This window comes from Enterobacter cloacae complex sp. (assembly GCF_900322725.1).
GTDB classification, from domain to species: Bacteria; Pseudomonadota; Gammaproteobacteria; order Enterobacterales; family Enterobacteriaceae; genus Enterobacter; species Enterobacter quasihormaechei.
Genome location: NZ_LT991957.1, coordinates 2,360,157 through 2,373,736 on the forward strand (window position 1 = coordinate 2,360,157; position 13,580 = coordinate 2,373,736).

Below are 13,580 nucleotides of genomic sequence, written 5' to 3' on the forward strand. Positions count from 1 at the left end.
CAGTTCAGGCATTTTCGCCTGGTTGATGTGGTGATATCACCGATTTATCCGTGTCTTAGAGGGACAATCGATGTCTAAAGAAAAGTTTGAACGTACAAAACCGCACGTTAACGTCGGTACTATCGGCCACGTTGACCATGGTAAAACAACGCTGACCGCTGCAATCACTACCGTACTGGCTAAAACCTACGGCGGTGCTGCTCGTGCTTTCGACCAGATCGATAACGCACCAGAAGAAAAAGCTCGTGGTATCACCATCAACACCTCTCACGTTGAGTATGACACCCCGACTCGCCACTACGCACACGTAGACTGCCCAGGCCACGCCGACTATGTTAAAAACATGATCACCGGTGCTGCGCAGATGGACGGCGCGATCCTGGTTGTTGCTGCAACTGACGGCCCTATGCCTCAGACTCGCGAGCACATCCTGCTGGGTCGTCAGGTAGGCGTTCCTTACATCATCGTGTTCCTGAACAAGTGCGACATGGTTGATGACGAAGAGCTGCTGGAACTGGTAGAGATGGAAGTTCGTGAACTGCTGTCTCAGTACGATTTCCCAGGCGACGACACTCCAATCGTTCGTGGTTCCGCGCTGAAAGCGCTGGAAGGCGAAGCAGAGTGGGAAGAGAAAATCATCGAACTGGCTGGCTACCTGGATTCTTACATCCCAGAACCAGAGCGTGCGATTGACAAGCCATTCCTGCTGCCAATCGAAGACGTATTCTCCATCTCCGGTCGTGGTACCGTTGTTACCGGTCGTGTAGAGCGCGGTATCATCAAAGTGGGTGAAGAAGTTGAAATCGTTGGTATCAAAGAGACTGCGAAGTCTACCTGTACTGGCGTTGAAATGTTCCGCAAACTGCTGGACGAAGGCCGTGCTGGTGAGAACGTTGGTGTTCTGCTGCGTGGTATCAAACGTGAAGAAATCGAACGTGGTCAGGTTCTGGCGAAGCCAGGCTCAATCAAGCCACACACCAAGTTCGAATCTGAAGTGTACATTCTGTCCAAAGACGAAGGCGGCCGTCATACTCCGTTCTTCAAAGGCTACCGTCCACAGTTCTACTTCCGTACAACTGACGTGACCGGTACCATCGAACTGCCAGAAGGCGTAGAGATGGTAATGCCAGGCGACAACATCAAGATGGTTGTGACTCTGATCCACCCAATCGCGATGGACGACGGTCTGCGTTTCGCAATCCGTGAAGGCGGCCGTACCGTTGGCGCGGGCGTTGTTGCTAAAGTTCTCGGCTAATCGCTGATAACATTTGACGCAATGCGCAATAAAAGGGCATCATTTGATGCCCTTTTTGCACGCTTTCACATCAGAACCTGGCTCATCAGTGATTAATTTTGTCATAATCATTGCTGAGACAGGCTCTGCGGAGAGCGTATAATACGAAAAGCGAATAGCATTTCGATTGGTTTGCCTCGCACTCGCGGGGTGAAAATGTTTGTAGAATACTTCTGACAGGTTGGTTTATGAGTGCGAATACCGAAGCTCAAGGGAGCGGGCGCGGCCTGGAAGCGATGAAATGGGTAGTTGTAGCCGTGCTGCTGATTGTGGCGATTGTCGGCAACTATCTTTATCGTGACATGATGCTGCCGCTACGCGCGCTTGCAGTGGTAATTCTGATTGCTGCGGCGGGTGGTGTCGCGCTGTTGACGACAAAAGGCAAAGCGACCGTTGCGTTTGCCCGCGAAGCGCGTACCGAAGTCCGCAAGGTCATTTGGCCGACTCGCCAGGAAACATTGCACACCACGCTGATTGTAGCGGCGGTAACCGCTGTAATGTCACTGATCCTGTGGGGACTGGATGGTATTCTGGTTCGCCTGGTATCCTTTATCACTGGCCTGAGGTTCTGAGATGTCTGAAGCCCCTAAAAAGCGCTGGTACGTCGTTCAGGCGTTTTCCGGTTTTGAAGGCCGCGTAGCTACGTCGCTGCGTGAGCATATCAAATTACACAATATGGAAGAGTTATTTGGCGAAGTCATGGTGCCGACCGAAGAAGTGGTCGAGATCCGTGGCGGTCAGCGTCGCAAAAGCGAGCGTAAATTCTTCCCGGGTTACGTGCTGGTTCAGATGGTGATGAACGACGCGAGCTGGCACCTGGTGCGCAGCGTACCGCGCGTGATGGGCTTTATCGGCGGCACATCTGACCGTCCGGCGCCAATCAGCGACAAAGAAGTTGATGCGATTATGAACCGCCTCCAGCAGGTTGGTGATAAGCCGCGTCCGAAAACGCTGTTTGAACCGGGTGAGATGGTTCGTGTTAATGACGGTCCGTTTGCTGACTTTAACGGCGTCGTCGAAGAAGTGGACTACGAGAAGTCCCGCCTGAAAGTTTCCGTTTCTATCTTCGGTCGTGCGACCCCGGTAGAACTGGACTTTGCCCAGGTAGAAAAAGCCTAAGCAGCGATCAAAAAAGCGACGATTTAATCGTTGCACAGGGCGCGAGATTGGAATACAATTTCGCGCCTTTTGTTTTTATGGGCCCCGGCCCGTAAAACGAATTTTATTCACGGGGAGCCTCTCCGAGGCGTTATTACCCAATCAGAGGATTTTAGAATGGCTAAGAAAGTACAAGCCTACGTCAAGCTGCAGGTTGCAGCAGGTATGGCGAACCCAAGTCCACCAGTTGGTCCAGCTCTGGGTCAGCAGGGTGTGAACATCATGGAATTCTGTAAAGCGTTCAACGCCAAAACCGAATCCATGGAAAAAGGTCTGCCAATTCCAGTTGTAATCACTGTTTACGCTGACCGTTCTTTCACTTTCGTTACCAAAACCCCTCCAGCAGCAGTTCTGCTGAAGAAAGCGGCTGGTATCAAGTCTGGTTCCGGTAAGCCGAACAAAGACAAAGTGGGTAAAATTTCCCGCGCTCAGTTGCAGGAAATCGCGCAGACCAAAGCTGCCGACATGACTGGTTCCGACATTGAAGCGATGACTCGCTCCATCGAAGGTACTGCACGTTCCATGGGCCTGGTAGTGGAGGACTAAGAAATGGCTAAACTGACCAAGCGCATGTCCGTGATCCGTGACAAAGTTGATGCGACCAAACAGTACGACATCAACGAAGCTATCGCTCTGCTGAAAGAACTGGCTACTGCTAAGTTCGTTGAAAGCGTTGACGTTGCCGTTAACCTGGGCATCGACGCTCGTAAATCCGATCAGAACGTTCGTGGCGCAACTGTACTGCCACACGGTACTGGCCGTTCCGTTCGCGTAGCTGTATTTGCTCAGGGTGCAAACGCTGAAGCTGCTAAAGCTGCCGGCGCTGAACTGGTAGGTATGGAAGATCTGGCTGATCAGATCAAGAAAGGCGAAATGAACTTTGACGTTGTTATTGCTTCTCCAGATGCAATGCGCGTTGTTGGCCAGCTGGGCCAGGTTCTGGGTCCACGCGGCCTGATGCCAAACCCGAAAGTGGGTACTGTAACCCCTAACGTTGCTGAAGCGGTTAAGAACGCTAAAGCAGGTCAGGTTCGTTATCGTAACGACAAAAACGGCATCATCCACACCACCATCGGTAAAGTGGACTTTGACGCTGACAAACTGAAAGAAAACCTGGAAGCTCTGCTGGTTGCGCTGAAAAAAGCTAAACCAACTCAGGCGAAAGGCGTGTACATCAAGAAAGTTAGCATCTCCACCACCATGGGTGCAGGTGTTGCAGTTGACCAGGCTGGCCTGAGCGCTGCTGCAAACTAATGCCTTTACGTGGGCGGTGATTTTGTCTACAATCTTACCCCCACGTTTGCTAACAAACGTTAGCGGCTAAAAGAATTGTTCGTTGGAGCCTGGCCTATCCAGGCCTCCGTCGAAGACCGCAGGTGTTTCGCAAGAAACTTAATCCCCTGCGTAGACGGTGACAGAACGCTAAGATTATTTTAAATACTCTGGCTTGTTTCTGCTCACCGTATTAAGACGCTCTTCCCGTTGGGTTGAGTGAAGTGAGTTCCGGAACATGAGTTCCGGCAAACATCCAGGAGCAAAGCTAATGGCTTTAAATCTTCAAGACAAACAAGCGATTGTTGCTGAAGTCAGCGAAGTAGCCAAAGGCGCGCTGTCTGCAGTAGTTGCGGATTCCCGTGGCGTTACTGTAGACAAAATGACTGAACTGCGTAAAGCAGGTCGTGAAGCTGGCGTATACATGCGTGTTGTTCGTAACACCCTGCTGCGTCGCGTAGTTGAAGGTACTCAGTTCGAGTGCCTGAAAGACACGTTTGTTGGTCCGACCCTGATTGCATACTCTATGGAACACCCGGGCGCTGCTGCTCGTCTGTTCAAAGAGTTCGCGAAAGCGAATGCAAAATTTGAGGTCAAAGCTGCAGCCTTTGAAGGTGAGTTGATCCCGGCATCGCAAATCGATCGCCTGGCAACCCTGCCGACCTACGAAGAAGCAATTGCACGCCTGATGGCAACCATGAAAGAAGCTGCGGCTGGCAAACTGGTTCGCACTCTGGCTGCTGTACGCGATGCGAAAGAAGCTGCTTAATCGCAGTTATCTTTATAAAGCATTTGCTTACGTATAAACTTATTCTGATTTTCAGGAACAATTTAAATGTCTATCACTAAAGATCAAATCATTGAAGCAGTTGCAGCTATGTCCGTAATGGACGTTGTAGAGCTGGTATCTGCAATGGAAGAAAAATTCGGTGTTTCTGCTGCTGCTGCTGTAGCTGTAGCTGCGGGCCCGGCTGAAGCTGCTGAAGAAAAAACTGAATTCGACGTAATTCTGAAAGCTGCTGGCGCGAACAAAGTTGCTGTAATCAAAGCAGTACGTGGCGCAACTGGCCTGGGTCTGAAAGAAGCTAAAGACCTGGTAGAATCTGCTCCAGCTGCGCTGAAAGAAGGCGTGAGCAAAGACGACGCAGAAGCACTGAAAAAATCTCTGGAAGAAGCTGGCGCTGAAGTTGAAGTTAAATAAGCCAACTTTTCTGGTTGCAGCCTAAGCAATTAGGCTGATGGCTGGTGACTTTTTAGTCACCAGCCTTTTTGCGCTGTAAGGCATCAGCAGCATTTCACACTGTTTGACTGCTGGTTGTCCTGACAATGCTTGTTTCTATCGACGACTTAATATACTGCGACAGGGTGCTCGCTCTGTGTAAATCGCAATGAAATGGTTTAAGCGTGATAGCAACAGGTATTGCGGAAAGTATTCAATTTTCCGGTCCACAAAATGGTGTTGCACAAACTGTCCCTTCGTCGGACAGATGGGTCGACTTGTCAGCGAGCTGAGGAACCCTATGGTTTACTCCTATACCGAGAAAAAACGTATTCGTAAGGATTTTGGTAAACGTCCACAAGTTCTGGACATTCCATATCTCCTTTCTATCCAGCTTGACTCGTTCCAGAAGTTTATCGAGCAAGATCCTGAAGGGCAGTACGGCCTGGAAGCAGCCTTCCGTTCCGTGTTCCCGATTCAGAGCTACAGCGGTAACTCCGAGCTGCAGTACGTCAGCTACCGCCTTGGCGAACCGGTGTTTGACGTTCAGGAATGTCAGATCCGTGGCGTGACCTATTCCGCACCGCTGCGCGTAAAACTGCGTCTGGTGATCTACGAGCGCGAAGCGCCGGAAGGCACCGTAAAAGACATTAAAGAACAAGAAGTCTACATGGGTGAAATTCCACTCATGACGGACAACGGTACTTTCGTTATTAACGGTACTGAGCGTGTTATCGTTTCCCAGCTGCACCGTAGCCCGGGCGTCTTCTTCGACAGCGATAAAGGTAAAACGCACTCTTCCGGTAAAGTACTGTATAACGCACGCATCATTCCTTACCGTGGTTCATGGCTGGACTTCGAATTCGATCCAAAAGACAACCTGTTTGTCCGTATCGACCGTCGTCGTAAACTGCCTGCAACCATCATTCTGCGTGCACTGAACTATACCACTGAGCAGATCCTGGACCTGTTCTTTGAGAAAGTGATCTTTGAAATCCGCGACAACAAGTTGCAGATGGAATTGGTGCCGGAACGTCTGCGTGGTGAGACCGCGTCGTTCGACATCGAAGCCGACGGCAAAGTGTATGTGGAAAAAGGTCGCCGTATCACCGCGCGCCACATCCGCCAGCTGGAAAAAGATGATATCAAACACATCGAAGTTCCGGTTGAATACATTGCAGGAAAAGTAGCCGCGAAAGATTACGTTGATGAATCAACTGGCGAGCTGATCTGCCCAGCGAACATGGAGCTGAGCCTGGATCTGCTGGCTAAGCTGAGCCAGTCTGGCCACAAACGTATCGAAACGCTGTTCACCAACGATCTGGACCACGGTCCGTACATCTCTGAGACTGTACGCGTCGACCCAACCAACGATCGTCTGAGCGCGCTGGTAGAAATCTACCGCATGATGCGTCCTGGTGAGCCACCAACTCGCGAAGCAGCTGAAAGCCTGTTCGAGAACCTGTTCTTCTCCGAAGACCGCTACGATCTGTCCGCGGTAGGTCGTATGAAGTTCAACCGTTCTCTGCTGCGCGACGAGATCGAAGGTTCCGGTATCCTGAGCAAAGACGACATCATCGAAGTGATGAAGAAGCTCATCGATATCCGTAACGGCAAAGGCGAAGTGGACGATATCGACCACCTCGGCAACCGTCGTATCCGTTCCGTTGGCGAAATGGCGGAAAACCAGTTCCGCGTTGGCCTGGTACGTGTAGAGCGTGCGGTGAAAGAGCGTCTGTCTCTGGGCGATCTGGATACCCTGATGCCTCAGGATATGATCAACGCCAAGCCGATTTCTGCGGCAGTGAAAGAGTTCTTTGGTTCCAGCCAGCTGTCTCAGTTCATGGACCAGAACAACCCGCTGTCTGAGATCACGCACAAACGTCGTATCTCTGCACTCGGCCCAGGCGGTCTGACCCGTGAACGTGCAGGCTTTGAAGTTCGAGACGTACACCCGACTCACTACGGTCGCGTATGTCCAATCGAAACGCCTGAAGGTCCAAACATCGGTCTGATCAACTCCCTGTCCGTGTACGCACAGACAAACGAATACGGTTTCCTTGAGACCCCGTATCGTAAAGTGACCGACGGTGTGGTTACCGACGAAATTCATTACCTGTCTGCTATCGAAGAAGGCAACTACGTTATCGCTCAGGCGAACTCCAACCTGGATGACGAAGGCCACTTTGTAGAAGATCTGGTTACCTGCCGTAGCAAAGGCGAATCCAGCTTGTTCAGCCGCGACCAGGTTGACTACATGGACGTTTCCACCCAGCAGGTGGTATCCGTCGGTGCGTCCCTGATCCCGTTCCTGGAACACGATGACGCCAACCGTGCATTGATGGGTGCGAACATGCAACGTCAGGCCGTTCCAACTCTGCGTGCTGATAAGCCGCTGGTTGGTACCGGTATGGAACGTGCTGTTGCCGTTGATTCCGGTGTTACGGCAGTGGCTAAGCGTGGCGGTACCGTTCAGTACGTTGACGCATCCCGTATCGTTATCAAAGTTAACGAAGACGAGATGTATCCGGGCGAAGCGGGTATCGACATCTACAACCTGACCAAATACACCCGTTCTAACCAGAACACCTGTATCAACCAGATGCCTTGCGTATCTCTGGGTGAGCCAGTTGAGCGCGGCGACGTGCTGGCAGACGGTCCGTCCACCGACCTCGGTGAACTGGCGCTCGGTCAGAACATGCGCGTAGCGTTCATGCCGTGGAACGGTTACAACTTCGAAGACTCCATCCTCGTCTCCGAGCGTGTGGTTCAGGAAGATCGTTTCACCACCATCCACATTCAGGAACTGGCCTGTGTGTCCCGTGACACCAAGCTGGGGCCAGAAGAGATCACTGCCGACATCCCTAACGTGGGTGAAGCTGCGCTCTCCAAGCTGGATGAATCCGGTATTGTTTACATCGGTGCGGAAGTCACCGGCGGTGACATTCTGGTAGGTAAGGTGACGCCGAAAGGTGAAACCCAGCTGACTCCAGAAGAGAAACTGCTGCGTGCAATCTTCGGTGAGAAAGCGTCTGACGTTAAAGACTCTTCTCTGCGCGTACCAAACGGTGTTTCCGGTACGGTTATCGACGTTCAGGTCTTCACTCGTGATGGCGTTGAGAAAGATAAGCGTGCGCTGGAAATCGAAGAGATGCAGCTCAAACAGGCGAAGAAAGACCTGTCTGAAGAATTGCAGATCCTCGAAGCAGGTCTGTTCAGCCGTATCTATGCGGTTCTGGTTGCCGGTGGCGTTGAAGCTGAGAAGCTCGACAAACTGCCACGCGATCGCTGGCTGGAACTGGGCCTGACCGACGAAGAGAAACAAAATCAGCTGGAACAGCTGGCTGAGCAGTATGACGAACTGAAACACGAGTTCGAGAAAAAACTCGAAGCGAAACGCCGTAAAATCACTCAGGGCGACGATCTGGCACCAGGCGTGCTGAAGATCGTTAAGGTCTATCTGGCTGTGAAACGTCAGATCCAGCCTGGTGATAAGATGGCAGGTCGTCACGGTAACAAGGGTGTTATCTCTAAGATCAACCCGATCGAAGATATGCCGCACGATGCTAACGGTACGCCGGTAGATATCGTACTGAACCCACTGGGCGTACCGTCTCGTATGAACATCGGTCAGATTCTGGAAACCCACCTGGGTATGGCTGCGAAAGGTATCGGCGACAAGATCAACGCCATGCTGAAACAGCAGCAGGAAGTCGCGAAACTGCGCGAGTTCATCCAGCGTGCCTACGATCTGGGTACCGACGTTCGTCAGAAAGTCGACCTGAACACCTTCAGCGATGAAGAAGTGCTGCGTCTGGCAGAGAACCTGCGCAAAGGTATGCCAATTGCAACGCCGGTATTCGACGGTGCAAAAGAAGCTGAAATCAAAGAGCTGCTGCAACTGGGTGGTCTGCCAACGTCTGGTCAGATTACGCTGTTTGACGGCCGTACCGGTGAACAGTTCGAGCGTCCGGTAACCGTAGGTTACATGTACATGCTGAAACTGAACCACCTGGTCGACGACAAGATGCACGCTCGTTCTACCGGTTCTTACAGCCTGGTTACTCAGCAGCCGCTGGGTGGTAAGGCTCAGTTCGGTGGTCAGCGCTTCGGGGAGATGGAAGTGTGGGCGCTGGAAGCATACGGCGCAGCATACACCTTGCAGGAAATGCTCACCGTTAAGTCTGATGACGTGAACGGTCGTACTAAGATGTATAAAAACATCGTAGACGGCAACCATCAGATGGAGCCGGGCATGCCAGAATCCTTCAACGTACTGTTGAAAGAGATTCGTTCGCTGGGTATCAACATCGAACTGGAAGACGAGTAATTCTCGCTCAAACAGGTCACTGCTGTCGGGCTAACGCCCGACAGCAGAGTGTGCTAACTCCGACGGGAGCAAATCCGTGAAAGACTTATTAAAGTTTCTGAAAGCGCAAACTAAAACCGAAGAGTTTGATGCGATCAAAATTGCTCTGGCTTCGCCAGACATGATCCGTTCATGGTCTTTCGGTGAAGTTAAAAAGCCGGAAACCATTAACTACCGTACGTTCAAACCTGAGCGTGACGGCCTTTTCTGTGCGCGTATTTTCGGGCCAGTAAAAGACTACGAGTGCCTGTGCGGTAAGTACAAGCGCCTGAAACACCGTGGTGTGATCTGTGAGAAGTGCGGCGTTGAAGTGACCCAGACCAAAGTACGCCGTGAGCGTATGGGCCACATCGAGCTGGCGTCTCCGACCGCTCACATCTGGTTCCTGAAATCTCTGCCGTCCCGTATCGGCCTGCTGCTGGATATGCCGCTGCGCGATATCGAACGTGTTCTGTACTTCGAATCTTATGTGGTTATCGAAGGCGGGATGACGAATCTGGAACGTAACCAGATCCTGACCGAAGAACAGTATCTGGACGCGCTGGAAGAGTTCGGTGACGAATTCGACGCGAAGATGGGTGCGGAAGCTATTCAGGCCCTGCTGAAGAGCATGGATCTGGAGCAAGAGTGTGAAACGCTGCGCGAAGAGCTGAACGAAACCAACTCCGAAACCAAGCGTAAAAAGCTGACCAAGCGTATCAAACTGCTGGAAGCGTTCGTTCAGTCTGGTAACAAGCCAGAGTGGATGATCCTGACCGTTCTGCCGGTTCTGCCGCCAGATCTGCGTCCGCTGGTTCCGCTGGATGGTGGTCGTTTCGCAACGTCAGATCTGAACGATCTGTACCGTCGCGTAATCAACCGTAACAACCGTCTGAAACGTCTGCTGGATCTGGCTGCGCCGGACATCATCGTACGCAACGAAAAACGTATGCTTCAGGAAGCAGTCGATGCCCTGTTGGATAACGGTCGTCGCGGTCGTGCGATCACCGGTTCGAACAAACGTCCTCTGAAATCTTTGGCCGACATGATCAAAGGTAAGCAGGGTCGTTTCCGTCAGAACCTGCTCGGTAAGCGTGTTGACTACTCCGGTCGTTCTGTAATCACCGTAGGTCCATACCTGCGTCTGCATCAGTGCGGTCTGCCGAAGAAAATGGCACTGGAGCTGTTCAAACCGTTCATCTACGGCAAGCTGGAGCTGCGTGGCCTCGCCACCACCATCAAAGCCGCTAAGAAAATGGTTGAGCGTGAAGAAGCTGTCGTTTGGGATATCCTGGACGAAGTGATCCGCGAACACCCGGTACTGCTGAACCGTGCACCAACCCTGCACCGTCTGGGTATCCAGGCATTTGAGCCGGTACTGATCGAAGGTAAAGCTATCCAGCTGCACCCGCTGGTTTGTGCGGCTTATAACGCCGACTTCGATGGTGACCAGATGGCTGTTCACGTACCGCTGACGCTGGAAGCCCAGCTCGAAGCGCGTGCGCTGATGATGTCTACCAACAACATTCTGTCTCCAGCGAACGGTGAACCAATCATCGTTCCTTCTCAGGACGTTGTACTGGGTCTGTACTACATGACCCGTGACTGTGTTAACGCCAAAGGCGAAGGCATGGTGCTGACTGGCCCTAAAGAAGCTGAGCGTATTTATCGCGCTGGCCTGGCCTCTCTGCATGCGCGCGTTAAAGTGCGTATCACTGAATACGAAAAAGATGAAAACGGCGAATTCGTTGCGCACACCAGCCTGAAAGACACGACCGTTGGCCGTGCGATTCTGTGGATGATCGTACCGAAAGGTCTGCCTTTCTCCATCGTCAACCAGGCGCTGGGCAAGAAAGCGATCTCCAAAATGCTGAACACCTGTTACCGCATTCTGGGTCTGAAGCCGACCGTTATCTTCGCTGACCAGACAATGTACACCGGCTTTGCTTATGCAGCGCGTTCAGGTGCATCTGTTGGTATCGATGACATGGTCATCCCAGAGAAGAAACACGAGATCATCTCTGAAGCGGAAGCTGAAGTTGCTGAAATCCAGGAGCAGTTCCAGTCTGGTCTGGTAACCGCAGGCGAACGTTACAACAAAGTTATCGATATCTGGGCAGCGGCGAACGATCGTGTATCCAAAGCGATGATGGACAACCTGCAAACCGAAACCGTGATTAACCGTGACGGCGTCGAAGAGCAGCAGGTTTCCTTCAACAGCATCTACATGATGGCCGACTCCGGTGCGCGTGGTTCTGCGGCACAGATTCGTCAGCTGGCAGGTATGCGTGGTCTGATGGCGAAGCCAGATGGCTCCATCATCGAAACGCCAATCACCGCGAACTTCCGTGAAGGTCTGAACGTACTCCAGTACTTCATCTCCACGCACGGTGCGCGTAAAGGTCTGGCGGATACCGCACTGAAAACTGCGAACTCCGGTTATCTGACGCGTCGTCTGGTTGACGTTGCGCAGGATCTGGTTGTGACCGAAGACGATTGTGGCACCCTCGAAGGTATCACCATGACCCCAGTTATCGAGGGTGGTGATGTTAAAGAGCCGCTGCGCGATCGCGTACTGGGTCGTGTGACCGCGGAAGACATTCTGAAGCCGGGCACCGCAGACATTCTGGTTCCACGCAACACCCTGCTGCACGAACAGTGGTGTGACCTGCTGGAAGCGAACTCTGTTGACTCCGTGAAGGTACGTTCCGTTGTATCCTGTGACACCGACTTTGGTGTGTGTGCGCACTGCTACGGTCGTGACCTGGCGCGTGGCCACATCATCAACAAAGGTGAAGCCATCGGCGTTATCGCGGCACAGTCCATCGGTGAGCCGGGTACACAGCTGACGATGCGTACGTTCCACATCGGTGGTGCGGCATCTCGTGCGGCTGCTGAATCCAGCATCCAGGTGAAAAACAAAGGTAGCATCAAGCTCAGCAACGCGAAGTCTGTTGTTAACTCCGCAGGCAAGCTGGTTGTGACCTCTCGTAACACCGAGCTGAAGCTGATCGACGAATTCGGTCGTACCAAAGAGAGCTATAAAGTGCCTTACGGTGCGGTTATGGCGAAAGGTGATGGCGAGCAGGTTGCCGGCGGTGAAACCGTTGCAAACTGGGATCCACACACCATGCCGGTAATCACCGAAGTAAGTGGTTTCATCCGCTTTACTGACATGATCGACGGCCAGACCATTACTCGTCAGACCGACGAGCTGACCGGTCTGTCTTCTCTGGTGGTTCTGGATTCTGCTGAACGTACTACCGGTGGTAAAGATCTGCGTCCTGCACTGAAAATCGTTGATGCTCAGGGTAACGACGTTCTGATCCCTGGTACCGATATGCCTGCGCAGTACTTCCTGCCGGGTAAAGCGATTGTACAGCTGGAAGATGGCGTACAGATCAGCTCTGGTGACACCCTGGCGCGTATTCCTCAGGAATCCGGCGGTACCAAGGACATCACCGGTGGTCTGCCACGCGTTGCGGACCTGTTCGAAGCACGTCGTCCGAAAGAGCCTGCAATCCTGGCTGAAATCAGCGGTATCATCTCCTTCGGTAAAGAGACCAAAGGTAAGCGCCGTCTGGTTATCACGCCTGTAGATGGCAGCGAGCCGTACGAAGAGATGATTCCTAAGTGGCGTCAGCTCAACGTGTTCGAAGGTGAACGCGTAGAACGTGGTGACGTGGTTTCCGACGGTCCAGAAGCGCCGCACGACATCCTGCGTCTGCGTGGTGTGCATGCTGTTACTCGTTACATCGTTAACGAAGTACAGGACGTATACCGTCTGCAAGGCGTTAAGATTAACGATAAACACATCGAAGTTATCGTTCGTCAGATGCTGCGTAAAGCCACCATCGAAAACGCGGGCAGCTCCGACTTCCTGGAAGGCGAGCAGGTTGAATACTCACGCGTTAAGATCGCTAACCGCGATCTGGAAGCGAACGGCAAAATCGGTGCGACCTTCGCACGCGATCTGTTGGGTATCACCAAAGCGTCTCTGGCAACCGAGTCCTTCATCTCCGCAGCATCGTTCCAGGAAACCACGCGTGTCCTGACCGAAGCGGCTGTTGCGGGTAAACGTGATGAACTGCGCGGTCTGAAAGAGAACGTTATCGTGGGTCGTCTGATCCCGGCCGGTACTGGTTATGCGTACCACCAGGATCGTATGCGTCGTCGCGCAGCGGGCGAACTGCCAGCTGCACCGCAGGTAACTGCCGAAGATGCATCCGCGAGCCTGGCAGAACTGCTGAACGCAGGTCTGGGCGGTTCCGACAACGAGTAATCGTTGA

General features: G+C 52.5%; 9 protein-coding genes. All 9 read left to right on the top strand.

Features of this window, described 5'->3' with window-relative positions; all coding sequences use genetic code 11:
• The first annotated feature begins 70 nt into the window (after positions 1 to 70).
• The 9 genes from tuf to rpoC all read left to right on the top strand — a co-directional run bounded on the left by tuf (position 71) and on the right by rpoC (position 13,573).
• Positions 71 to 1,255, top strand: coding sequence for an elongation factor Tu (gene tuf, locus DBR02_RS11820; protein WP_022651945.1), 1,185 nt, complete (start codon positions 71 to 73; stop codon positions 1,253 to 1,255).
• Between the two features lie 227 nt (positions 1,256 to 1,482).
• A complete protein-coding gene (secE, locus tag DBR02_RS11825; protein WP_003862342.1) occupies positions 1,483 to 1,866 on the top strand; it encodes a preprotein translocase subunit SecE in 384 nt (127 codons plus the stop codon).
• Position 1,867: 1 nt separating this feature from the next.
• Positions 1,868 to 2,413, top strand: coding sequence for a transcription termination/antitermination protein NusG (nusG, locus tag DBR02_RS11830; RefSeq protein ID WP_003862341.1), 546 nt, complete (start codon positions 1,868 to 1,870; stop codon positions 2,411 to 2,413).
• Positions 2,414 to 2,569: 156 nt separating this feature from the next.
• Complete coding sequence (gene rplK, locus DBR02_RS11835; RefSeq protein ID WP_003862340.1) at positions 2,570 to 2,998, top strand: 50S ribosomal protein L11; 429 nt, start codon at positions 2,570 to 2,572, stop codon at positions 2,996 to 2,998.
• Between the two features lie 3 nt (positions 2,999 to 3,001).
• Positions 3,002 to 3,706, top strand: coding sequence for a 50S ribosomal protein L1 (rplA, locus tag DBR02_RS11840; protein WP_006810530.1), 705 nt, complete (start codon positions 3,002 to 3,004; stop codon positions 3,704 to 3,706).
• Positions 3,707 to 3,995: 289 nt separating this feature from the next.
• Entirely contained in the window at positions 3,996 to 4,493 is a 498-nt protein-coding gene (gene rplJ / locus DBR02_RS11850) for a 50S ribosomal protein L10 (protein WP_003862338.1), read from the top strand.
• A gap of 66 nt (positions 4,494 to 4,559) precedes the next feature.
• Complete coding sequence (rplL, locus tag DBR02_RS11855; protein WP_002445276.1) at positions 4,560 to 4,925, top strand: 50S ribosomal protein L7/L12; 366 nt, start codon at positions 4,560 to 4,562, stop codon at positions 4,923 to 4,925.
• 319 nt (positions 4,926 to 5,244) lie between these two features.
• Entirely contained in the window at positions 5,245 to 9,273 is a 4,029-nt protein-coding gene (gene rpoB / locus DBR02_RS11860; protein WP_015569976.1) for a DNA-directed RNA polymerase subunit beta, read from the top strand.
• 76 nt (positions 9,274 to 9,349) lie between these two features.
• A complete protein-coding gene (gene rpoC, locus DBR02_RS11865; RefSeq protein ID WP_006810528.1) occupies positions 9,350 to 13,573 on the top strand; it encodes a DNA-directed RNA polymerase subunit beta' in 4,224 nt (1,407 codons plus the stop codon).
• The last annotated feature ends 7 nt before the right edge of the window (positions 13,574 to 13,580 follow it).

Coding starts and splice junctions, on each gene's coding strand:
- tuf (WP_022651945.1), top strand. CDS start 71: ATGTCTAAAGAAAAGTTTGAACGTACAAAACCGCACGTTAACGTCGGT.
- secE (WP_003862342.1), top strand. CDS start 1,483: ATGAGTGCGAATACCGAAGCTCAAGGGAGCGGGCGCGGCCTGGAAGCG.
- nusG (WP_003862341.1), top strand. CDS start 1,868: ATGTCTGAAGCCCCTAAAAAGCGCTGGTACGTCGTTCAGGCGTTTTCC.
- rplK (WP_003862340.1), top strand. CDS start 2,570: ATGGCTAAGAAAGTACAAGCCTACGTCAAGCTGCAGGTTGCAGCAGGT.
- rplA (WP_006810530.1), top strand. CDS start 3,002: ATGGCTAAACTGACCAAGCGCATGTCCGTGATCCGTGACAAAGTTGAT.
- rplJ (WP_003862338.1), top strand. CDS start 3,996: ATGGCTTTAAATCTTCAAGACAAACAAGCGATTGTTGCTGAAGTCAGC.
- rplL (WP_002445276.1), top strand. CDS start 4,560: ATGTCTATCACTAAAGATCAAATCATTGAAGCAGTTGCAGCTATGTCC.
- rpoB (WP_015569976.1), top strand. CDS start 5,245: ATGGTTTACTCCTATACCGAGAAAAAACGTATTCGTAAGGATTTTGGT.